Consider the following 24,097-nt stretch of genomic DNA (forward strand, 5'->3'; position numbering starts at 1 on the left):
CGGCCCTGTCCACCGCACCCGGTACCGCCCGCTCAGCGCATCCCCCGCACCGCCCGGGAGCTGAGCAGCCCCACCGCCGTCAGCGCGAGGAGGGCGCCCGACACCGCGAACATCGGACCGCTGCCGCCCTGGGCCAGGCCCCCGCACAGGATCAGCGAGACGGGCGCGATGGCGTAGCCGAGGACCATGTCGATGGAGATCACCCGGCTGAGCACCGAGGGGTCGATGGTGCGCTGGATCCAGCTGAGGCCGAAGACGCCCTGGAACCCGATGCCGAAGCCCATCACCAGGACGGTCACGAACGCGGTCACCGTACTGTCCGTCAGCCCCAGCACCGCCATGCCCACCGCGAGCCATCCGGCGAGCCCGGCGATCAAAAGACCCACCCGGGGCAGGCCGCTGAGCGATCCGCCGACCAGTGTGCCCAGCAGCGCGCCGCCCGCCAGGGCGCCGTTGAGCAGGCCCAGGGCCGCGGACCCGCCGTGCAGGTCCACCTTGGCGAGGGTCGCGAAGCCGACCGTGAAGGTACCGGCATAACAGAAGGTCATCACCGTGTCGATGACGAGGATCGAGCGGATCCGCGGGTCCTCCAGGGCGTAGCGCAGCCCGGCCCGCATCCGGGTGAACAGGGAGTCCGCGGCCTCCGGCGCGGCCGGAGCCGGCGACGTCTCCCCTGGCTCGTCCCGCGCCGCGGCCGTCCGTATCCGCGAGACGCACAGCCCGCAGAGCGCGAAGCACACTCCGTCCACGAGGAAGGCGACGGGCGCGTCCGAGAGGGCGACCACCATGCCGCCGACGGCGGGGCCCAGGACGGAGGACACCTTGGTGCCGACCGCCAGGAGCGCGTTGGCCGGGGCCAGTTGCTCCTTGGCCACCACCGAGGGCAGGATCGAGGCCCGGGCCGGCTGGAAGAACGCGTCGACGGCGCCGAACGCGGCGGCGGCGCAGCACAGCATCGCCACCGTCAGCGACCCCGTCATCCCGATCAGCCCGACGCCCCCCATCAGCACGGCCCGGGCCCAGCTGGAGAGCGTCATCAGGGTCCGCGGGGACCACTTGTCGCTGAGTGAGCCGCCGACCAGGGTCAGCAGTGCCCGCGGCACCGCCTGGAAGGCGAGGACGTAGCCGAGGGTGAGGGTGGACTGCGTCAGGCTCAGGGTGATCCAGGAGAAGGCGATGTAGCTGAAGCCGTCCCCCAGCAGGGACAGCGACTGTCCCAGCCACAGCATCCGGAAGGCGGGCAGCTTGGCGGGTGCGCGCAGCCGCGTTCCCGCGCTGGTCAGCGTGGTGGCCATGATCGGACCCTTCGTCGGGCCGCCGGGGCGGCCGCGGTGCGGTGGCGGACGGCCACGCGTCAGTAGTGGACGGGCAGCGCCGTCAGGGCGCGGTTGAGCAGGGACGGTTGCCAGGTGTGCCGGTCCGTGGCCAGGGCCAGGTCCGGGTACTCGCTGACGAGGACGCCGACCACCGCGCAGGCAACCAGCCGGGCCAGCGCGGCCCCGATGCAGAAGTGCGCGCCGAAGCCGAACCCGAGGTGCGAGGCGCTGCCCCGCGCGACGTCGAAGGCGTCCGGGTCGGCGAACCGCTCGGGGTCCCGATTGGCGGCGGCCGTGACCAGGAACAGCCGGTCACCGCCGCGCACCGGGCGCCCGTCGAGGTCGAAGTCCCGCGCCGCGCTGCGGATGGACATCTTCGAGGGGCCGTCGTAGCGCATCGCCTCCTCGACGGCGAGCGGCACCAGGTCCGGATCGGCGCGCAGCGCCGCCAGCTGCGCGGGGTGGCGCAGCAGGGCGAGCACGGTGTTGACGATCAGGTTGCTGGTGGTCTCGCCGCCGGCGAAGGCCATCTGGGTCAGCATCCCGACGAACTCCTCCTCGCTGACCGACTTCCCGATCTGGCCGCCCGCCAGCACGCAGCTGATCAGGTCGTCCTTGGGGTCGGCGCGGCGCTCGCGGACCAGACCGGCGAGGTAGTCGTCCAGTTTCACCAGGGACTGGAGGGACGTGCGGTACTCGCGTTCCTCCTGGGCGGCCCCGAGGACCAGGTCGCCCACCCGGGCGTTCCAGTACCAGAAGGAGGGGCCGTGCGCCTGGGGGACGCCCAGCCAGCGGGCGAAGACCAGCGCGGGCAGCGGCCGGGCGATGTCGGCGAGCAGGTCCCCGCGGCTGCCGGGGACGCTGCGCCGGGCCAGCATGGCCCGGGTGGCCCGCTCGACGAACGTCCGGTAGCGGCCGATGGAGCGCGCCGAGAACTGCTCCTGGAAGACCTGGCGCAGCCGCCGGTGCTGCGGAGCGTCATTGAAGACCATCCAGCGGGAGAGGACGGAGTACGCCCGCTCGGTGTCCTCCCGGGCGCCCTCGGGGACGGCGTCCATCAGCGGGCCCACCCGCTCGGCCGAGACCGCCGGGTCGCGCAGGCAGTGCATCAGGTGGCCGTGGCCGGTGACGAGCCACGCGCGGTGCATGGCGGACCAGTGGACGGGGTCGTGCTCGCGCAGGGAGTTGAGGTACGGGTACGGGTCCGCGTTGACGGCGGGGTCGAGCAGGTACCGCTCGGTGAAGGGGGCCCGCGGAGGCCGCGGTGCGGTGGGAGCCGTGCGGGGCGCCGTGGCCGGCGGGGCGGTCCGCCCGGACATGGGGCACACCGGGGCGGAGAGGTCCGCGGGCGCGCTCGGGTCGGTGGGCGTGTGCGTGGTCAGGACGGTCATCGGCGTGCCTCCGACTGGATCCGGCCGAGCACAGCAGCGGTCTTGTGCATCAGCCGTTCGGACATCATGGACATGTGGTCGCCTTCGGTGACGTGGACGGTCAGCCCGCCGAGCGCGATCTCGCGCCAGCGTGCGACATAGGTGCGGAAGTCAACGTCCAGCCCGGGCATCGGTTCCCCGTCGGGAAGTTCCGCGGCCGCGCTGCCCACCAGGAGGTGGACGTGGCCGGGGTAGGGGCGCAGTACGTAGTCGGACAGGGCGGTCAGCAGCGAGTGCCAGACCTCGATGGGGGCCTGCTCCACCAGGGCCGCCTCACCCGGGCTCATCCCGGCGCCCAGCAGCAGGGTGGTGAGCTCGGCCGCGGCCGCGTCCCGCTCCGGGGACGGCGGCAGTTCACGGAGGCGGTCGCGCATCCGCAGTCCGCGCTCCATGTCGCGGCCCACCGCCGCGAGGCGTTCGCAGGCCGCCGGGTGGGGCAGGTGCGGCTCGATCAGTGTCAGCGGTGCGACGGTGTGACCGGCCTCGTGCATCTGGGTGGCCATCTCCAGGGCGATGTTGGCGCCCATGGACCAGCCCAGCAGGTCGTGCGGGCCGTCCCCGCCGTGGGCCGCGATCTCGGCCGCGTAGTTGGCCGCGATCCCGGAGATCGTGGTCGGGTCCACCCCGCCGAGCAGGCCGCGGGCCTGGAAGGCCCGTACCGGCTGACCGGGCGGCAGGGCCCGGGCGAGCGGCACGTACCAGGCGCCACTGCCGCCGCTGGGGTGCACGCACCACAGCGGGGTGCCGTCGCCCTCGCGCAGGCGGACCTCGGAGGTGACGGCCTTCGGGCCGGGGGCTGCCCGCGAGGCGTCGGCGCCGGCCGCACGCTCCGCCGCCTCGGTGGCGCGGGCGGCGAGCCGGGCGATCGTGGGCAGTTCCAGCAGGTCCCGTACGGAGACGCTCAGCCCGCGTGCGGCCGCCTGCGCGGCGACCCGGACGGTGGACAGGGAGCTCCCCCCGAGGGCGAAGAAGTCGTCGTGGACGCCGACCCGCGCGATGCCGAGGACCGTGCGCCAGACCTCGGCGAGTGCCACCTCGGCCGGGGTGCCCGGCGCGACGTACTCGGTGGCGCTGCCCTGCCGGTCGGCCGCGGGCAGGGGCAGGGCCTTCTTGTCGACCTTGCCGCTGCTGTTGACGGGCATCGCGTCGAGGAAGACGAACCGCGCGGGGACCATGTACGCGGGCACCTTGGCCCGCAGCGCCAGGCGGAAGGGCTCGACGACCGGCCGCACGCCCTCCTCGGGCACCACGTACGCCACCAGCGCCGGTTCCGGCAGGTCCCGCCGCAGCAGGACCACCGCCTGCTGCACCTCGGGCAGTTCCCGCAGCCCGTGCTCGATCTCGCCGAGCTCGATGCGGAACCCGCGCAGCTTCACCTGGCTGTCGCGGCGGCCGAGGACCTCCACGGCGCCGTCGGGCAGCTGGACGCCGATGTCTCCGGTACGGCACAGCCGGTCGCCGGGGGCGCCGTACGGGTCGGGGACGAACGTGGCGGCGGTCAGGCCGGGGCGGTTCACGTAGCCGCGGCCGATGGCCTGCCCGCCGAGGTAGACCTCGCCCTGCACCCCGACGGGAACGGGCTGGAGGTCCTCGCCGAGCACGTAGACCTGGGTGTTGCGGATCGGCCGGCCGATCGGCGGGCGCCCGCAGTCGGGCCCGAGCGGGGTGGAGACGGACCACACGGTCGTCTCGGTGAGCCCGTAGACGTTGTGGAAGAGCCGTCCGCGCGCCCACTTCTGGGGCAGTTCCGCCGGGCAGGCCTCGCCGCACACCTGGAGGGTCCGCAGCGCGGGGAAGCGGTCCTCGCCGAGGGCCGCCAGGGCGCTCGGGGCCAGCATCGCGACGGTGATCCCGTACTCCAGCAGGGTGTTCGCGAGGTCGGCGCCAGGGCGCAGTCCCTCCCTCGTCGGGGTGCACAGCTGGGCGCCGTTCGCCAGGGCCCAGGTCAGGTCCATGATGGAGACGTCGAAGCTGAGCGAGGCGAACTGGAGCACCCGGTCCTCGGGTGTCACGGGGAACAGGTCGCGCTGTCCCTCCAGCATGTTGGTCAGGCTGCGGTGCTGGATGGTGACGCCCTTAGGCGTGCCCGTGGAGCCCGAGGTGTACAGGACGTAGGCCGCGTTGTCCGCGCAGACGGCGAGCCTCGGCGCCGGGACCTTGACGGGCTCCGCCCAGGTCGCCGGATCGTCCACGACCAGGGTCGGGCCGTCGAAGGGCACCGTCCCCAGCAGCGAGGACTGGGTGATCAGCACCGGCATCCCGCTGTCCTCGACGATGAACTTCAGCCGGTCGGAGGGGTGCTGGGACTCCAGCGGCAGGAAGGCGCCGCCCGCCCGCAGCACACCGAGCACGGCCCGGACCAGCTCCGGACCCCGGTCGAGGCAGATGCCGACGGGCACCTCGGGTCCGACCCCGAGGGCGCGCAGCCGGTCCGCCAACTGGTTTACGGAGGCGTCGAGTTCGGCGTAGGTGACCTCCCGGTCACCCTGTCGGACGGCCACCGCGTCGGGTGTGCGCACGGCGTGTTCGGCCACGCACTCGTGGAACATCAGCGAGGTGCTCGGCAGGTCGGGGCCGCGGCCCCACTCCTCCAGCGCCCGCATCCGCGCCTCACCGGCCAGTGCCGGCGCCGTGACCGGGTCCTCCGGGCGCGTGGCCATCGCCTCCAGCACCCCGCACATCAGGTCGGCGAGCTGTTCGGCGGTGGCGGGCGCCAGGTAGTCCGGGTCGACGTCGAGGGTGAGGGACTCCACGCTCGCGTTGAGCATCAGCGGGAACGCGGTGCGGGCGATCTCCAGCGAGTCGTCCCAGCTGTCCCCGGACAGCCGGTGGAAGTTCACGTAGTTGAAGAGGGTGTCCGCCACGCGCGGAGCACCGGACCTCAGTTGCGCCATCCGCGCCAACGGCACCCTGCGGTAGGGGAGCATCTCCTGCTCGGCCGCGAACGCCGCCTTCAGGTACGCCAGCCAGCTGCCCCGGGGGCGGCGCACCCCGAACGGCACGGTGTTGAGGAACAGGCCGCGCATCCGGTCGGAGCCGGGAACCTCGGGCCGGCCGTTGGTGACCAGGCCCACCGAGTGGCCCTCGGCGGAGCCGTCGCGCTCGGCGAACAGGCTCATGGTGTGGTGGAACGCCGTGAGCAGGACGGTGCGGCGGGGCACCCCGGCGAGCCGGGCCAGCCGGCCGATCGGCTCGGCCAGGGACGCGTACGAGCGCCGCACCTCGTGCACGAACTGACCGCTGTCGGAGGCCTGGGTGCCGCGGCGGTTGAACAGCACCGGGCTGAGGTCGGCCAGCGCCGAGCGCCAGTACTCCAGGCCCTCCTCGTCGACCAGCGCGGCCCGCTCCAGCGCGACGTACTCGGCGTACGGGGGCGCCTTCGGCAGCTGCGGGGTCCGGCCGTGCGCCACGGCCTGCCGGTGCAGGTCGAGCAGGTCCGCGATCAGCGAGGTGAGGCTCCAGCCGTCGAGCACCACGTGGCAGTCGGTGAGCGTGAGCCGCAGCTCCTGGTCGGTGAGCCGGTGCAGGTGGATGCGGACCAGCGGCGCGGCCGCCAGGTCGAAGCGCCGGGAGAACTCGGCTTCGACGTAGGCCCGTACGGACGCCCACTGCTCCTTGTGGGTCAGCGCGCGCAGATCGCTGTAGCCCACCGGCAGCGCGGCGGTCGCGTGCACCAGCTGGAGCGGCTCGGAGAAGGAGACCAGGTCGATGGAGGACCGCAGGATGCTGTGGCCCCGCACGACGGTGTCCACGGCCGCCTGGAAAGCGGCGAGGTCGAAGCCCTCGGGCACGGTGATCTTGAGGTCGGTGACGTTGTGGTAGGCGCCGCGGCTCGGGTCGGCGAGCATCTCGTGCAGCATGCCGGCCTGGAGCATGGTCAGCGGATACGCGTCGTCGAGGCCCTGCGGCAGCCGCGCCGCGTCGGCCGGGTCGAGCTGGGAGAAGGGCTCCACGGGCGTGGGGCCGGTGTCCTCGGCGGTCCGTGTCGCCAGCGCGGCCAGGTCGCCCAGGGTGCGGGCCCGGAAGAGGTCGGGGACGCTGAGGCCCAGCCCCGCGGAGCGGGCCTGCCCGATCACGCGCAGGGCCAGCATCGAGTCGCCGCCCAGGTCGAAGAAGTTCGCCGTACGGCTGATCCGCTCGGCTCCCAGCACGTCCGACCAGATGCGGGCCAGCGCCTCCTCGGCCGCACCCGTCGGCGGGACGTGCCCGGCGGGCGCCGCGGCCCCCTCGACGGCCACCGCCACCAGGGCCTTGCGGTCCACCTTGCCGTTGGAGGTGAGGGGCAGCTTCGGGTGCCGGACGAACAGCGCGGGCACCATGTACTCGGGCAGTGTCAGGCGCAGCCGGTCGCGCAGGTCCGGCGCGTCCAGCGGGCGGCCCTCGGTCAGCACCAGGTGGGCGACCAGGCGGGCGCCGCCGTGCGCGTCGGGCCGGGCCACCACCGCGGCGTCCCGGACGCCGGGCAGGGAGCGCAGCGCGGTCTCGATCTCGCCGGGCTCGATGCGGAAGCCGCGGATCTTCACCTGGTGGTCGGCGCGGCCCGCGTAGGCGAGCTGTCCGTCGGGAAGCACGCGGACGAGGTCGCCCGTGCGGTACATCCGGGCGCCGTCGCCCGGGGCGAACGGGTCCGACGGGAAGCGCTCGGCCGTCAGTTCGGGCCGGTTGCGGTAGCCGCGGGCCACCCCGCCGCCCGCCACGTACAGTTCGCCGACCGTGCCGCGGGGCGCGAGCCGCCCGTGCCGGTCGAGGACGTACCCGTGCTGGCCGGCGAGGGGGCGGCCGATCGGCGAGTACACCGGGGAGACCGTGTCCTCCTCGGTGATCAGCCGGTACGTCACGTGCACGGTCGTCTCGGTGATCCCGTACATGTTCACCAGCGCGGGCCGCCCGGCGGCGGGAGCGGCGAACCAGTCGCGGTAGTCCCGGGCGTCGAAGGCGTCCCCGCCGAAGATCACCGTCCGCAGGGCCAGGGCGGCGAAGTCCTCGCCCCGCTGGGCCAGATGGCCCCGCAGCCCCTTGAAGGCGGCCGGGGTCTGATTCAGCACGGTGACCCGCTCGTCGCGCAGGACGGCGTGCACCGCGGCGGGGTCGCGGACCTCGTCCTCGGTCAGCACCACCACCCGCCCGCCGGAGGTCAGCGGACCCCACAGTTCCCAGACGGAGAAGTCGAAGGCCGGGGAGTGCAGCAGGGTCCACACGTCGTCGGCGCCGAAGCCGAAGTGGTGGTCGGCCGCGCCCAGCAGCCAGGCCAGGTTGGCGTGGGTGACCTCGACGCCCTTGGGCTGACCCGTGGATCCCGAGGTGTAGATCACGTAGGCGAGCGAGTCCGGGCCCGGGACCACGGACGCGAGGTCCGCCGCGTCGGGAGCGCCGGCGGTCGCGGTGGTGTCCGTCAGCGGGACCACCCCGACCGCCAGGCCCTCCACGGCCGCGCGCCCGGTGTCGTCCGTGACGACCCACTCCACCCCCGCGTCGGCGATGGTGAACTCCCGCCGGGCCCGCGGGTGCGCCGGGTCCAGCGGCAGGTACGCCGCCCCGGCACGCCACACCCCGAGGAGTGCCACGGCCAGGTCCACCGACCGGCCCAGGCACACCCCGACCAGGGACCGCGGCCCGATCCCGGCCGCTCGCAGCCGCCCGGCCAGCGCCAGGGAGGCCGCGTCCAGCTCGGCGTAGGTCAGGGAGCGACCGCCGCCGGAGACGGCCACCGCGGTGGGCGTCCGGCCGATGTGCTCGCTCAGCCGCTCCCAGGCGAGCCGGGGCGCGGTGGCCGCGGCGTCCGCCGCCGTGGTGAGGGGCCGGTTCGCCGGGCCGTCGGGGCCGAGCAGCTCGGCCCGCTCCGGCGCCGTGAGCAGCTCCATCCGGCTCAGCGGGAGGGCGGGGGCCCGGGTGAAGGCCCGCAGCACCGCCACGGTGTGTTCCGCCAGCCGGGCCATCGACTGTGCCGCGAACAGGTCGGGGCGGTAGACGAAGCGCAGGCCGAGCCGGCCCACGTCGTCCAGGACGTCCAGCGTCAGGTCGAACTTGGCGGTGTCCAGGTCGATCGGAAAGGCCGTGCCGGTGGCGCCGCCGAGGGCGTACTCGCCGCGCTCGGCCGTGCTGTACGTGAACAGCACCTGGAAGAGCGGGTTGCGCGACAGGTCCCGTTCGGGACTCAGCTCCTCGACCACCCGCTCGAAGGGCAGCGTCTGGTGCGAGAGCGCCCCCAGCACGCTCGCCCGGGTCCGGGCGAGCAGCTCGTCCCCGGTCGGGTCGCCCGTCAGGTCGGCCCGTACCACCAGGGTGTTGACGAAGAACCCGACCAGTCGCTCGGTCTCCGGCCGTTCGCGGTTGGCGACGACCGTGCCGATCGCGATGTCGTCCTGTCCGCTGTGGAAGCCCAGTGCGGCCTGGAACGCGGCCATCGTGGTCATGTAGGGGGTGGTGTCGGTCCGCCGGCCCACCTCCCTCAGCGCCCGCGTCAGCTCTTCGGGCAGCTCTACGGTGTGCACGGCCGCGGCGTAGGAGCGGGTGGCCGGGCGCGGGTGGTCCAGGGGCAGTTCGAGCGGGACCAGACCGGCCAGGGCCGCCCGCCAGTAGGCGAGGTCGGCGCTCTCGTCGCGGCCGCGCTGCCAGATCGCGTAGTCGGCGTAGGCGATCGGCGCCGGGTCGGCGGGCGGCGCGGTGCCCTCGGACCGGGCCCGGTGGAAGGCGCGCAGGTCCCGCATGAGGAGGTCGAGGGACCAGCCGTCGGCGACGATGTGGTGCAGGGCCAGGACGAGCACGTGGTCCTCGGCCGAGACGCGGACCAAGGTGGCCCGGAAACCGGGCTCGACGGTCAGGTCGAAGGGGCGCAGCGCCGCCGAGCGCACGGCCTCGGCCACGGTCCGGGCATCCGCCCCCGCGGGCAGTTCCACCAGGTCCAGGCCGCTGCCGTCGGCGGGCCGCACCTCCTGCGCCGGTACGCCGTCCACGTCCGGGAAGACCACGCGCAGCTGCTCGTGGCGCACGACCAGGTCGCCGACGGCCGCGTCCAGTGCGAGGACGTCGAGGGGGCCGGTGAACCGCCAGGCGGCGGGCATCAGGTACTCGGTGCCCCGCGGGTCGAGCCGGTGGAGGAAGTAGAGGCCCTGCTGCGCGGCGGACAGCGGGATGCGGTCCGGACGGGGCGAGACGCGGGGGATGCCCGCCGGGGCGCCGGCGCGGCCCCGCAGTCTGCGCTCCAGCAACTCACGTGCGGCGGAGGAGAGTCCGGGCTGAACGGGGGAGGTCTCGACCTGGGAAGTGGTCATGGCAATGCGGTCCTATCTCGTCTCAGAAGTCAGCCGTCAGGGACAGGTCGATCTCGTCATCGCTCATTGCGGCGATCTCCTCGAACAATCGGCGCTCCACCAGTGCGGCGAGCAGCTCGACCGTCGGGTGTTCGAACAGGTCGCGGACCTGGACCGGGCAGTCGAACGCGGCGCGGAGCCGGGAGGCCACCGCGACGGCGCGCAGGGAGTGCCCGCCGAGGGCGAAGAAGTCCTCGCACACCCCGACCCCGGGCAGGTCGAGGACCTCGGCCCAGATCTGGGCCGTCACCTCTTCGGTGGGGGTCCTCGGGGCCACGGACGCGGTCGGCGGGGGCAGTTCGGGGTCGGGCAGCGCCGTGGTGTCGGTCTTGCCCTGCACGGTCAGGGGCAGGGCGTCCAGGACCACGAAGGCGGCCGGGACCATGTAGCCGGGCAGCCGGTCACGGCACCACGCGGCCAGCTCGTCGGGGTTCAGGCCCGGCCCGGCGACGTAGCCCACCAGGGCCCGGTCGCCGCGGAGTTCGCGGACCAGGACGGCGGCGCCGCGCACGCCCCCGTGCTGTTCGAGGACGGCCTCGATCTCGCCGGGCTCGATGCGGAACCCGCGGATCTTGACCTGCTGGTCGGTCCGGCCGAGGAACTCCAGCTCCCCGTCGGCCCGTCGGCGCACCAGGTCCCCGGTGCGGTAGAGCCGGCCGCCCGTGCCGCCGTACGGATCGGGCACGAACCGCTCGGCGGTCAGTGCGCTCCGGCCGAGGTAGCCCCGGGCCAGTTCCGCTCCCCCGACCAGGAGTTCGCCCGGTACGCCGACCGGCACCGGCTCGTCGTGCGCGTCCACGACGTACAGCCGCCGCCCGCCCCAGGCCCGGCCGATCGGCACCCGGCCCTCGACCGGCCCGGTGACCCGCTGGGAGGTGGCCGAGATGACGGACTCGGTGGGCCCGTAGGTGTTCTCGACGGGCACGTCCGGCAGGTGGGCGAACCAGGCCGCCAGGGGCGCCGAGGGGAGTGCCTCCCCGCCGGTCACCACCAGGCGCAGGCTCTTGAGGTCCCCGGCCACCGTGTCGAGGCGGGCGGCGATCTCCTCCCAGTACGAGGGGGTGACCTCCATGACGGTCACGCCCTGCGCCCGCACCTGCTCGGCGAGTTCCTCCACCGTCCACACCTCGTCCGGACGGACCACCACCGCGGCCCCCGCGCCGAGCGCGGGCAGGATCTGTTCGAGGGAGGCGTCGAAGGAGTGGGAGGCGAAGTTCAGCACGCGGTCCTCGGCCGTGAGCGCGAACCGCTCGCGGGCGGCCAGCGCGTGCGCGGCCAGCGCGTGGTGCTCCACCCCGACCGCCTTGGGCAGGCCGGTCGAGCCGGAGGTGAAGATGACGTAGGCCAGCGCGCGGGGATCGGCCGCGCGGCGCGGTCCGTCCGGGTCGGGCCGCACGTCCTCCACCCGCAGGACCGGCCGGCCCAGGGCTACGGCCAGGGAGGCGGTCGGGCTGTCCGTCACGACGTACCGCACCCCGGCCTGCTCCACCATGAACCGCAGCCGTTCCTCGGGCAGGTGCGGATCCAGCGGTACGTACACCCCGCCCGCCCGCCAGATCGCGGCCATCGCCGCGACCGACCAGGTGCCGCGCCGCAGGCACACCCCCACCGGGGTCTGCGCCGCGGCTCCCGCGACGGCCAGCGCGCCGGCCAGTCCGCCGGTCAGGGCGTCCAGTTCGGCGTAGCGCACGGTCCGCTCCCCGCAGACCAGGGCCACCGCGTCGGCCTCGCCCCGCACCGTGAACGGCGGCGCCTGCGCCACCGTCGCAGTGGTTCCGGGAACCCCGGTGAGCTGTGCGCGTTCGGCGGGCGAGAGGAGTTCCAGGCGCGCCACGGGGCGGCCCGGATCGGCCACGGCCGAGGCCAGGACCCGGCCCACGTGCCCGGCGAACCGCGTCACCGTCCCGGGATCGAAGAGGTCGCTCGCGTACTCGACGTTCAGCGCGAACCGGTCCGGGTAGAGCAGGAAGGTGACCGTCAGGTCGAACTTCGCCGAGCGCCACGGCAGGACGAAGTGCTCCACTTCCAGTCCTTCGACCCGCGGACCGCCCGTCGCGCTCTCCTGTACGTCGAACATCACCTGGAAGAGCGGATTGCGCGACGGGTCGCGCTCCGGGCGCAGCTGCTCCACCAGCCGTTCGAAGGGCACCTCCTGGTGGTCGAAGGCGCCGAGCACCGACTCGCGGACCTGGCCCAGGAACTCCTCGAAGGTGGGCTCGCCCGACAGGTCCGCCCGCAGCACCACCGTGTTCACCAGCAGTCCCACCAGCCGTTCCAGCTCCGCCTGGCCGCGCCCCGCCACCGGGGTTCCCACCGCCAGGTCCCGCTGCCCCGACCAGCGGGACAGCACGATCTGGGCCACCGCGAGCAGCACCATGAACCGGCTCACCCCGAACCGGCGGGTCAGCTCGCCCAGCCCGGCCGCCAACTCCGCCGGCAGGTTCACCTCCACCGCGCCGCCGCGGCCCGACCAGCCCGCCGGACGCGGCCGGTCCGTCGCCAGTTCCAGTGCGGGCAGCCCGGCGAGGTTCCGCTCCCAGTAGTCCATCTGCCGGTCCAGCACCTCCCCGGTCAGCCGGTCGCGCTGCCAGACCGCGTAGTCGCCGTACTGCACCGGCACCGGCGCCAGCGCCGACGGCTCCCCGGCCAGCCGGGCCCGGTAGGCGGCCGACAGCTCGCCGATGATGATGTCCTTGGACCAGCCGTCGGTGGCCGCGTGGTGGAAGGAGAGGACCGAGACGTGGTCCTCGGGCCCCAGCTCCCACACCCCGGCCCGCAGCAGCGGTGGACGCGCCAGGTCGAAGCGGCGCGTGGCGAAGGCGAAGGCCAGGTCACGCACCTCCCCGAGCCGGGCCAACTCCTCGCCCGGCGGGGCCTGGTGCCACTCCAGCGGTACGCCGATCCCCTCCACCACCCGCTGCACGGGCCGCCCGTCCAGCTCGGACAGCGCGGTGCGCAAGGCCTCGTGCCGCGCGACCACCTCGTCCAGGGCGCCCTGCCAGGCCGCCCGGTCCAGGCCGCCGCGCATCCGCCAGGAGAACCACAGCACGTACGTGTCGCCCGCGTCCGACATCCGGTCCAGGAACCACATGCGCTCCTGGGCGAAGGACTGCGGCAACGGCCCGGAGCGGTCCACCGGGACCACCGCGCTCGCACCGGCCTGCCGGGCCGCCGCCACCAGCGGTGCGAAGGCGCGGATGCCGGGGTTCTCGAACAGGGTGCGCAGCTCCACCTCGCGGCCGAGCCGTTCGGCGATCCGCGAGACCGCCATCGTGGCCAGCAGCGAGTGGCCGCCCAGGTCGAAGAACCCGTCGTCGATGCCGACCCGGTCCACGCCCAGCACCTCGGCCCAGATCTCGGCGACGACCCGTTCGGTCTCGTCGCGCGGGGCGATGAACTCGGTCCCGCCCAGCGCGCGTTCGCGGTCCGGGCGGACGGCGGGCAGCGCGGCCCGGTCGAACTTTCCGGACGCGTTCACGGGGAGCGCGTCCAGGGTCACGAAGTCGGCCGGCACCGCGTGGTGCGGCAGCCGCTCCGCGCAGAAGGCGCGCAGCACCGCCGCGGGAACGGGGCCGTCGGCGCCCACCACGTAGCCCGCGAGGGTGGTGCCGCCCTGGGCGTCCTCCCCGGTGGCCACCGCGGCGGCCACCACTCCGGGGCACTGGAGCAGGACGGACTCGACCTCGCCGAGTTCGATGCGGAATCCGCGGATCTTGACCTGGTCGTCGGTCCGTCCCAGGAACTCCAGCTCCCCGCCGGGCAGTCGGCGTACCAGGTCACCGGTGCGGTAGAGGCGGCCGCCGTCCGGGCCGAACGGGTCGGGGACGAACGTCCGCGCGGTCAGGGCCGGCCGGCCGAGGTAGCCGCGGGCCAGTTCCGGGCCGCCGATCAGCAGCTCGCCCGGGACCCCCTCGGGGACCTGCTCGTCCCGCTCGTCCACGACGTACGCCCGGCGCCCGCCCAGCGGGCGGCCGATCGGCACCCGGGCAGCGCCCGCGCCGTCGTCGGCGGGGGCCTCGGCCGTGATGTCGTGGACCGTCGCGGTCACGGTGGTCTCGGTCGGTCCGTAGGCGTTGACCACCCGCACCCAGGGGACCCGGGACCGCCAGGCCGCCAGCGCCCCCGCCGGCACGGACTCGCCCCCGAGGATCAGCAGGCGCAGCCGGGCCAGCGCGGTGGCGTCGGCATCGGTCAGGGAGAAGGCCAGCTCGGCCCAGTACGTCGGCGGCAGGTTCAGCACGGTGATCGCGTACCGCTCGACGAGCCCGGGCACCCGGCCGGGCAGCCACTGCTCGTCGGGCCGCACGACCAGGCTCGCCCCGCAGCCCAGTGCCGTCAGCAGCTGGTCGAAGGAGGCGTCGAAGGAGAAGGAGGAGAAGGCGAGCACCCGGTCGTCCGCGGTGATCCCGAACTCGGCGCGCGCCGCCGCCACATGGGCGGCCATCGCGCCGTGCTCCACGCCGACCGCCTTGGGGCGGCCGGTGGAACCCGAGGTGAAGATGACGTACGCGAGTTCCCGCGGATCCGGGGTGTGCCGCGGCGCACCGCTCTGCGCACCCGAACCGGGCCGTACGCTCTCCACGGCCAGCGCGGGCCTGTCGAGCGCCTCCGCCGTCCCGCGCGTTTCGGCATCGGTCAGCACGCACCCGACCCCCGCCTCCGCGGCCATGAACCGCAGGCGCTCCAGCGGGAGTCCGCGGTCCATCGGGACGAACACCCCGCCCGCCCGCCAGATCGCGGCCATCGCCGCCACGGACGGGATCCCGCGCCGCATGCACACGCCCACCGGGGTACCGGGGCGCACCCCGGACCCGGCCAGCGCCGCGGCGAGGTCCCCGGTCAGTGTGTCCAGCGCCCCGTAGGTCAGGGACTCCTCCCCGCACACCAGGGCCACGGAATCCGGGGTGCCGGACACGGTGAAGGGCGCCGCCGGACCATCCGACGCGGTGGCGCCGGCCCCCGGGCCGCCCGCCAGCGCGGCCAGGCGCCGGGCCTCCGAGCCGGGCAGCGGCTCCAGCTCCCGGGCGAGCGCGGCCACCGAGGCCCCGGGCGAGGCCACCACCGCGCGCAGCAGGGCGACGTAACCGGCGGCGAACTGCTCCATCGTCGCGTCGTCGAAGAGGGTGGTGGAGTACTGGAGCAGGGCCGCGATGTCGCCGTTGGCGCGCAGGCTCAGGTCGAGGAACACGTCGAGCCCGGTGCCGCCGAGCGGAGTGGGGACGAGCGCCACGTCCAGGTCCGCCAGCCGGGCCTCGGCGGGTGCGTTGTTCAGCAGGGTGAAGGAGGCCTGGGCGAGCGGGTGCCGGGACAGGTCGCGCTCGCTGACCACCTCGCCGACCACCCGGTCGAAGGGGGCCTCGGCGTGCGAGAAGTCCTTGAGGGCCCCCGTCCGCACCCGGGCCAGCAGCTCCCCGAACGCCGGGTCGCCGGACAGGTCGGTGCGCAGCACGATGGTATTGACGAAGGGGCCGATCAGCGCGTCCACACCGGGCCGTCCCCGGTCGGCGAGGGTGGTGCACACGGCGATGTCATGGCGGCCCGAGTAGCGGCCCAGCAGTGCCTGGTAGACGCCGAGCAGCAGCATGTAGCGGGTGGCCCGGTGCTCCCGGGCGACCCGGTCGACCTCGGCGACCAGCGCGGCCGGCAGCTCGAAGCGGACCACGTCCCCCGAGCCGTCCCAGAAGGCGGGCCGGGGCCGGTCGGCGGGCAGCGCCAGCGGGGTCACCCCGGCCAGCCGCTCGCGCCAGTACCCGAGCAGCCGCTCCATGCGCGGGCCGCTGAGCCGCTCCGCCTCGGCGGCGGCCACGTCGGTGTACTGGAGTTCGGGGGCGGCGACCGCCTCCCCGCGGTAGCCGGCGTCCAGTTCGCGCAGCAGCACGGCCCAGGACCAGCCGTCGACCGCGATGTGGTGGACCACGACGAGGAGCAGGTGCTCCTCGGTGCCGAGCCGGGCGAGGCAGGCGCGCAGCGGGTGCTGCGTGGCCAGGTCCAGGGGCCGGGACAGCTCCCGCGCGAAGACCTCGGCGGCGTCGGCCGCCTCCACCCGCTCCAGGGTGACCGGGCCGGCCGGGTCCACCCGGGGCACGGGCTCGCCGTCCACCGCGGTGAACCGGGTGCGCAGCACCTCGTGCCGCGCGACGATCCCCGTCAGGGCGCGTTCCAGGGCCGGGACGTCGAGGGCGCCCCGGATCCTGAGCGCCAGCGGAAGCAGGGAGTCGGTGGACCCTCGGGTGAGCTGGTCGAGGAACCACAGCCTGCGCTGCGCGAATGATGCCTTCACTGCGGGCCTCCAAGCGGTGTTTTCCTCAACACTGCTGTCTGAGCAGGCCTGTCAGTAGGGAAGAAGACGCAGCCGCGCGCGCAGCCGCCGGGGGTAGAACGCGCAACGGCGGCCCCGCCCGGGCACGTCGACCGTGCCGGGCGTGCCGCCGTGGGCCACGCCGCTGTTGCGAGATGCCTATCCCTCGTCCACCGCCACGAAGCGCAGCTCGGAGGTGTAGACGGAGCCCTGGTCGTCGGTGAGCCAGGCCTCTTCCGGACTGGGCAGCATCTCGGTGAACACGGCGCGTCCGTCCGGGGCGTTGCGGGCCATCCTGCGCAGCGCCTTGGCCAGGATGGTGAGGTACACCGGGCTGTCGAAGTCCACGTAGAACGGCCGGGTCTCGCTCGGCAGGACCACGAACACGAACCGCGGCAGCCCGTGCCGCTCGCGCCAGCGCCGGGCCCGCACGAACCGGCGGGCCTCGTCCTTCTCATCCGCGAAGTCGATCTTCTCCCGCGGCAGCCGCCAGGTCTCCCGGGCCACCACCAGCCGGTCCACGGAGACCCGCGGGGAGTGCTCCGCGTCGTCCGGCAGGATCTGGAACAGGTCCATCGCGAGCGTCGTCAGGACGTGCGCGAACACGTCCACCGCCGCGAACCGCGCGCCGTCCGGCAGGGTGACCCACAGCTCCCCGTCGTCCTCCCGGCCGACCACCACGTCGGCGCTGAGGACCGTGCGCGGCCGGGCCGGGTCGGCGGTGAAGTCGACCAGCGCCACGTGGTAGTCCTCGGGCCGCACCAGGGCGTGCCGGGTACGGACGGACAGTCGTGAGCGGTGCTCCTTGGGCAGCAGCGGCATCAGTCGGGGCCCCGGGTGGTCGCGGTCGGTGAGCGCCGTCAGCTCCGCCGGGTCGGGGTGCTGGTGGACGAAGAGCGAGGAGCCCAGCGTGTTGGCCGCCAGGTGCAGTTCACCCAGTACGAGTGCGAAGTCGCCGCGCGCCACCGCGTCCGCCCCGGTCGCGGCGATCATGATGTCGGGGCTGAGGTAGCGGGCGGCCGTCCAGCCACCGCGCACCCCGGTGGCGCGCGCGCCCCCGCCCTCCCCGAAGTCCGCGCCGAAGCGCTCGGCCACCGGCCCCTCGATGTCCGCCAGCGACACCTGGACCCGCCGGGCGTCCGGCGGCGGTGACAGGATCGCGGCCCAGCGCGACCGGAACTCCCTTTGCAGCGCCTCCGTTTCGGTGCGCGCCGCCCCGTGCAGGATCGGCATGCAGGCGAACCAGAACGCGGCCAGGTCCACCGGCCCCCGCGCGGCGAGCCGTTCGTACACCTCGCTCGCCCTGGCCATGACCGCGGCGGCCAGCCGCGCGGTGAGCCAGCCGGCGCTGGTGAGCAGCGGCGCCAGCGGGGCGAGCGCCTCGTGCACGACCGGACCCAGCCGGGCGCTCGCCGAGCGCCGGCAGTCGGAGTACACCAGGGCCCGGCACGGCGCCGTACCGGCCGCCTTCTCGCGGACGGCCGCGGTCTCGGTCAGGGCGACGAACTCGCCCTCCAGCGCGGTCATCGCCTCGACCAGGGCGTCGGGGCCCTCGGCCGCCGCCACGAGGTCACGGCCCCGCTCCAGCACGTCCAGGGCGGCCACGGCGCGCCCGCGCACCACGGGGTCCCCGATCCGTTCCAGCCAGCCCCGCAGGTAGCGCTCGGGCCGGGCGTCGGCGGGCACCTCCAGCTTCCAGACCACCCACCGGCGGGCCACCAGGGCCGTCAGCTCGGCCGGCACGTCAGTCCCGGGCAGCGCCTGCGCGATCTCCCGCGCGGTCCGCACCCCGTCGCACAGGGCCAGTACGGCCGCGGCCGCCGCCCCCGCGGGCTGCGGCGGGCGGCCCGGCACCAGCACCTCGGCGCCGTCGCCGCCCCCGCTCCCGTCGTCCCGGTCGCTCCCGACGTCCCGGAGGCGGACGAAGGGCACCCGCCGGGGGGCCAGCCAGTCCCGCAGCCGCGGATCGGCCGTGATCGTCTCGGCGAGCGCGTCGATGGCCCAGCTGGCGAAGTACACCTGCGAGGCGGCGACCAGCCCGGTGCCCGGATCGACGGCGACGCCCCGCGGGCCGTCGGCGCCCAGGTCCCAGCGACCCCAGCCGACGGGCCCGAAGAACCCGATGGTGTCGTTCTTGACGCAGAACCGCTGCCAGTAGTGGGCGACGAGTTCCTCGCGCTGGCGGGGCATGCTGGTACGGCCCGTCGCGCTCGGCGTCCACTTCAGGAACGGCGCGATCCCGGAGGACAGCACCGGCCGGTTCTGCCAGGCCACGGCCTCCCGGAAGGCGGGCAGCCGGGCGATGTCCTGGAGCGCGTGCGCGTTCGCCACGGCCGCTTCGGCGAACACCTCCTTGAACTCGGCCCAGCGCTCCCCGGAGAGCTGCTCGCCCTCCGCGAACTTGTCGGCCGCCGCGGCCAGTCCGGAGGGGGCCAGCCGCAGCACGCCCCCGGCCGGGAAGCCCGGCCCGCGCAGTGCGAATTGCTCCCACAGCCGCCAGCGGCCGCCCGGCAGATGGTTCTCGCTCATGGTCTGCCCCTCATGCCCGGACGAGGTCGGCGTCGACGACGGACGCGAGGTCGGCGGGCGAGGGGTAGGCGAAGACCAGCGCGACCGGCACCTCGACCCCCAGGGCCTCCTCGATCCGCGCGGTGATCTGGAAGGCGGTCAGCGAGTCCCCGCCCCACTCGTAGAAGTCGCTGTCCTCGTGCAGGTCCTCGCCCAAGGTGTCGCGGTAGATGCCGAGCACCAGATCCGTCAGTCCGGCGGCGGTCGGGGTCGGGTTCAGGGACGTGGTCATGAGATCTCCTCCAGAAGCGGTTCGGTGGCCGCGGCGGCGGTGAGCGCCGCGGTGGAGTTGCCGCCCGACACGATGGCGACGGCGCGGCCGGTGCCCCGGCCCGCGCGCAGCGCCCCGGCCAGGGCGACGGCCCCGGTGGGCTCGGCCTCGATCCCGAGCCGCCGCAGGAAGGCCGCGGCGGCCAGGATCTCGGCATCGGACACGGCGATCAGGTCGTCGACCCGGTCCCGGACGAGCGGGAAGGTCACCGTCCCCGGCTGCTGGGCGCGCAGCCCGTCGGCGACGGTGTCGCTCGGCGGCAGCCGGACCGGGCGGCCCGCCGCCAGCGAACGGGCGTACCGGGGTGTCGCGGCGGGCTCGACGCCCACCACCCTGACCCGGTGGCCGTGGGCGGCCAGGCAGACCCCGGCCAGCAGCCCGCCCCCGCCGGTCGGCACGTAGAGCGTTTCGACGTCGGGCACTTCGGCCAGGACCTCCGCCCCGACCGTGCCCTGCCCGGCGACCACGAGTTCGTGGTCCGAGGAGGGCACGAGGACCGCGCCCGTCTCCCCGGCCAGCTCCCGGGCCCGGCGGTCCCGCTCGGCCACCCCGCCCGGCACGGACACGATCCGGCCGCCCAGCGCCCGGATCAGCGCGGCCTTGGCCGCACTGGCCCCGGCCGCCATGACCACGGTGACCTGCACCCCGAGCGGGGCGGCCAGCCGGGCCAGCGCGATGCCGTGGTTCCCGGAGGAGCCGGTGACGATCCGGTCCGCGCCCAGGGCCAGGACCGCGTTGGCGGCCCCGCGCACCTTGAACGAGCCGCTGTGCTGGAGGTGTTCGGCCTTCAGCAGCAGCGAGCAGTCCGGCAGCGGCCGCCCCGGCGAGGCCAGGCCGGGCAGCAGCGGGGTGCGCCGCACGTACCCGGCGAGCCGTTCGGCGGCCCGGGCGACGTCGGCCGGGCCCAGCGTGTCGATGGTGACGTTCATGATCGGGTGCCTCCGCTTTCGGCCAGGGCGCGCCGGTCGGCCTTGCCCCCGCGGGTGGTGGGCAGCGCGTCGAGCCGGACGAACCGGCGCGGCATCAGGTGCGGCGGCAGGGTGGCCACCAGGTGGGCCCGCAGCGCCGAGTCCGGAACACCACTGTCGCCGGTGAGGTGGGCGGTCAGGAACACCCGCCCCTGGGCGTCGGTCGCGGAGGTGACCACCGCGCCCGTCACCGCGGGGTGGGCCAGCAACGCGCCCTCCACCTCCGCCGGGTCGACGCGGTAGCCCCGGATCTTGACCTGCCGGTCCCCGCGGCCCACGTAACTCAGGCCCCCGGGCCCACGCCGGGCCAGGTCCCCGGTCCGGTACAGCCGGGCGCCGGGCGGCCCGAGCGGGTCGGGCACGAAACGCTCGGCGGTCCGGCCCGGCAGCCCCCCGTACCCCCGGGCCACGCCGATCCCGCCGATGTACACCTCCCCGACGGTCCCGTCGGGGACCCCCGCCAGGCCCTCGTCCAGCAGCCGCACGACGACCCCGTCGATCGGGGTCCCGATCAGGTCGGCCGCCGGGTCCGGTGCGGCGGGGACGGCGTAGCGGGTCGAGGTCATCGTGCACTCGGTCGGGCCGTACTGGTTGACCAACGCGCCCGGCACCAGCGCCCGGCCGCCCGCGGCCAGGAACGGCCGCAGCGACTCCCCGCTGGAGACCACCAGCCGCAGCCCCGCCAGCAGCGCGGCCGCGCCCGGCCGGCCCGCCAGGAACGAGAGGAAGGACGGCGTCACGCTCAGCAGCGTGTTGACCCCCTCGGTGCGCACCACCTCCCCGAACTCCTCCGGCCGCAGCAGCGCCGAGCGCGGCACGACGACCAGGCGCCCGCCCGCCAGCAGCGGGGCGAAGGTGTCGCGCACGGAGGCGTCGTAACCCGGCGGCGCGACCTGGAGGCCGACCGTGTCCGGCCCGAGACCGTAGTCGCGGACGACGAAACGCAGGTATGAATCGAGACCCCTGTGCTCGACCAGCACCGCGCTCGGCTCCCCGGTGGTCCCCGAGGTGTGACTGACGTACGCGAGTCCACGCCCGTCCGGCGCCCCGGCCGGGGGGCCACCCGTCCCGACGGCGCCGGGCCGGTCCAGCAGCACCCGCGGACCCTCGATGGGCAGGTCCAGGCGTGCCGACAGCTCCGAGGAGGTCAGCAGCATCGAGGCGCCGCCACTGCGCACCAGCGCCGCCAGCCGCGGCGCGGGCTGCTCCGGATCCAGGCCCAGGAACGCGGCGCCGGACCGCAGTACGGCCGCCACCGCGACCACGGCGTCCACCCCGCGCTCCACGGCCACCGCGCACACCACCTCGGGACGCGCGCCCCGGGCCCGCAGCACTGCGGCGAGCGCGTCGATCCGGGCGGCCAGTTCCTCGTACGTCAGCTCGCCGGCCGGGGTGGTGAGCGCCACCCGGCCGGGGTGGTGGGCCGCGTGCGCCGCGATGTCGTCGACGAAGGTCCGCATCACGCGTCCCCGTCCCCGGCGGGGCGTACGGCGGTCTGGTCGACGGCGACGAAGCGCAGCTCGGAGGTGAAGGAGTTGCCCTCGTCGTCCGTCAGCCAGGCCTGTTCCGGCGTGGGCAGCATCTCGCTGACCTTCAGCCGCGCCTTCGGGTCCTTGCGGGCCAGCCTGCGCGCCGCCTTGGCCAGGATGGTCAGGTACACCGGGCTCTCGAAGTCGACGTAGAAGGGGCGGGGTTCGGTGGGAGAGACCACGAACACGAAGCGCGGCAGGTCGTGTTCCCGCTGCCAGTGCCGGGCCCGTACGTACCGCCTGGCCTCCGACTTCTCGTCGGCGAAGGCCAGTTCGGCCGCCGTGAAGGACCAGGTCTCGCGGGCCACGATCATCTTGTCGATGCTGATCCGGGGGGTGTGGCCGCCCTCGGGGCGGAGGGTGAAGCGGTCCATGACCCGCTGGGTCAGGGTGTTCGCGTAGACGTCGAGCAGCGGGAAGGCGGCCCCGTCCGGCAGCACCGCCGTCAGGGTCCCCTCCCGGTCCTCCACGGCGACGTCCGCACCGAGGAAGGTGCGCGGCCGGTGCGGGTCGCCCGTGTCGTCGACCAGCGAGACGTAGTAGTCCTGCGGCCGGTCCAGGGAGGGCCTGCTGCGCGTGGACCACTTCAGCGGCAGCTCCTTGGGGAGCATCGGCAGCAGCCGGGGCCCGGGGAAGTCCCGGGTCGTCTCCGCGATCAACTGGTCCCGGTCGGGGTGCTGGTGGACGAAGAGCGAGGCGCCCATGGTGTTGAGCGCGCTGTGCATCTCGCCGAGCACCAGCGCGAAGTCGCCGCGGGACACCGCCGCCGCGTCCTCGGCGAGGACCAGCACGTCGGGGCTGAAGTAGCGGGCCAGGGACCAGCCCGCGCCCGGCTCCTCGAACTCCGCCCGCACCCGCTCGGCGATGTCCGCCGAGGAGACGCGTACGCTGCGCGCGCCCTTTGGCACCTCCAGGATGCGGGCCCACTTCGCCCGCAGCTCGGCCTGGATGACGTCCAGATCGGCGCTCGCCTGCGGGTACGGCGACGGCAGGCAGGCCAGCCACATCGCGCCCAGGTCCACCGGGCCGTCGGCGCGCAGGCGTTCGTACACCTCGCGCAGCCGCGCTCCGGCCCGCTCGGTGAACCGGTTGGTCATCCAGCGGGCCGAGGCCAGGCACTGGGCCAGCGGGGTCAGTTCGTCGAGCAGCGCGGTGCCCAGCGTGGCCGTCGCCGAGCGACGGCAGTCCGAGTACACCAGGCCGCGGCAGGGCGCGGTCCGGGCGCCCTTGGCGCGCTGGCCGTCGGTGTCGGTGAGCCGCGCGAAGTCGGCCTCCAGCGCGCCCATCGCCTCGCCCAGCGCGTCGGCGTCCAGGCCGGCCGCCTGCACCGCGTCCCGTCCGCGCTCCAGCACCGCGAGGCGCTCCAGCGCGGACTCCCGCAGCCCGGCGTCGCCGACGCGCTCCAGGATGGCCCGCAGCTCCCGCTCGGGGTAGGTGCTGCTCGGCACCTCCAGGCGCCAGTGCACCCACCGCTTCGACTGGAGCCACGCGACGGTGTCGGCGGCCTCTGCCTCGGTGATCCCGGCGGCCGCGGCGATCGCGGCGAGCGGCCGGGTGCCGTCACACAGGCCCAGCACGGCCCGCGCCGCGTCGGTGATGGGCTGCGGCGGCCGCCCGGGCAGCCGCACCGTCCGGCCCTCGGCGCGGACGAAGGACACCCGGCGCGGCGGTATCCACGCCTTCATGGCCGGGTCGGCGCCCAAGGTCCTGGCGAGTGCGTCGATGGCCCAACTGGCGAAGTACACGCGGGATTCGTCGAGCAGACCTTCGCCGGGATCGACGGTGATGCCCTCGCTCGCGAGGTCCCAGCGGCCCCAGCCGACGGGCCCGAAGAACCCGATGGTGTCGTTCTTGACGCAGAACCGCTGCCAGTAGTGGGCGACGAGTTCCTCGCGCTGGCGGGGCATGCTGGTGCGGCCCGCGGCGGTCGGCGTCCAGTTCAGGAACGGTGCGATGCCCGTGCGCAGCACGGTCCGGTTCTGCCAGGCCACCGCGGCGCGGAAGCGCGGGGCGGCGGCGATCTCCTGCAGCAGTCCGGCGGTGCGCACGGCGTCGGTGTCGAAGGTCTCGGTGAAGGCATCCCACTCGGGGCCGGCCAGCAGGTCGTGCGGGCCGAACTTGTCGGCGGCCACGGCCAGGCCGGGGGGCGCCATGCGCAGCACCCCTTCGGCGGGGAAACCGGGCCCGCGCAGGGCGAAATGCTCCCACAGGCGCCACCCACCGGTGGGCAGGTGCACGTGGTCCGGGTGGTCCGTCATGGCGGAGCTCCTTCCAGGCGGTACTGACTCCGCGCCGGGTACCGTCTGGGGGGTCACCCTGGCTCCCTGAACACTGCCGGTGCGCGGCCGGCGGCAGTAGGGAAGGACGGGCAGCGCGGGGTGCCGCGGCTTCTGCGCGTTTGTCTCTA

Annotated in this window: 9 protein-coding genes; all 9 read right to left on the reverse strand. The window is 74.7% G+C overall.

The window, feature by feature from the left end; genetic code table 11:
* Positions 1-32: 32 nt before the first annotated feature.
* On the reverse strand, positions 33-1,295 hold the full coding sequence (locus ACZ516_RS11400; protein WP_361085303.1) for an MFS transporter: 1,263 nt from the start codon (positions 1,293-1,295) through the stop codon (positions 33-35).
* A 59-nt stretch (positions 1,296-1,354) separates the two neighbouring features.
* Positions 1,355-2,707: a cytochrome P450 gene (locus tag ACZ516_RS11405; protein ID WP_361085300.1), complete on the reverse strand. Its 1,353-nt coding sequence runs from the start codon at positions 2,705-2,707 to the stop codon at positions 1,355-1,357.
* Positions 2,704-10,017 carry an amino acid adenylation domain-containing protein gene (locus tag ACZ516_RS11410; protein WP_469009793.1) on the reverse strand — a complete coding sequence of 2,438 codons (7,314 nt, stop codon included), beginning with the start codon at positions 10,015-10,017 and terminating at the stop codon, positions 2,704-2,706. The genes ACZ516_RS11405 and ACZ516_RS11410 overlap by 4 nt, the downstream gene beginning before the upstream one ends.
* 22 nt (positions 10,018-10,039) lie before the next feature.
* Complete coding sequence (locus ACZ516_RS11415; RefSeq protein ID WP_469009794.1) at positions 10,040-16,336, reverse strand: amino acid adenylation domain-containing protein; 6,297 nt, start codon at positions 16,334-16,336, stop codon at positions 10,040-10,042.
* A 177-nt stretch (positions 16,337-16,513) separates the two neighbouring features.
* Entirely contained in the window at positions 16,514-18,883 is a 2,370-nt protein-coding gene (locus ACZ516_RS11420) for a lantibiotic dehydratase (RefSeq protein ID WP_469009795.1), read from the reverse strand.
* Between the two features lie 10 nt (positions 18,884-18,893).
* Positions 18,894-19,154: an acyl carrier protein gene (locus ACZ516_RS11425; RefSeq protein ID WP_358589981.1), complete on the reverse strand. Its 261-nt coding sequence runs from the start codon at positions 19,152-19,154 to the stop codon at positions 18,894-18,896.
* Entirely contained in the window at positions 19,151-20,122 is a 972-nt protein-coding gene (locus tag ACZ516_RS11430; RefSeq protein WP_358589978.1) for a threonine ammonia-lyase, read from the reverse strand. Before ACZ516_RS11430 ends, ACZ516_RS11425 begins: the two co-directional genes overlap by 4 nt.
* Positions 20,119-21,621, reverse strand: coding sequence for an amino acid adenylation domain-containing protein (locus tag ACZ516_RS11435; RefSeq protein WP_469009797.1), 1,503 nt, complete (start codon positions 21,619-21,621; stop codon positions 20,119-20,121). The genes ACZ516_RS11430 and ACZ516_RS11435 overlap by 4 nt, the downstream gene beginning before the upstream one ends.
* Positions 21,621-23,948 carry a lantibiotic dehydratase gene (locus ACZ516_RS11440; RefSeq protein WP_469009798.1) on the reverse strand — a complete coding sequence of 776 codons (2,328 nt, stop codon included), beginning with the start codon at positions 23,946-23,948 and terminating at the stop codon, positions 21,621-21,623. The genes ACZ516_RS11435 and ACZ516_RS11440 overlap by 1 nt, the downstream gene beginning before the upstream one ends.
* Between the last annotated feature and the right edge of the window lie 149 nt (positions 23,949-24,097).

The sequence above is a fragment of the Streptomyces sp. NPDC034037 genome (genome assembly GCF_055575715.1).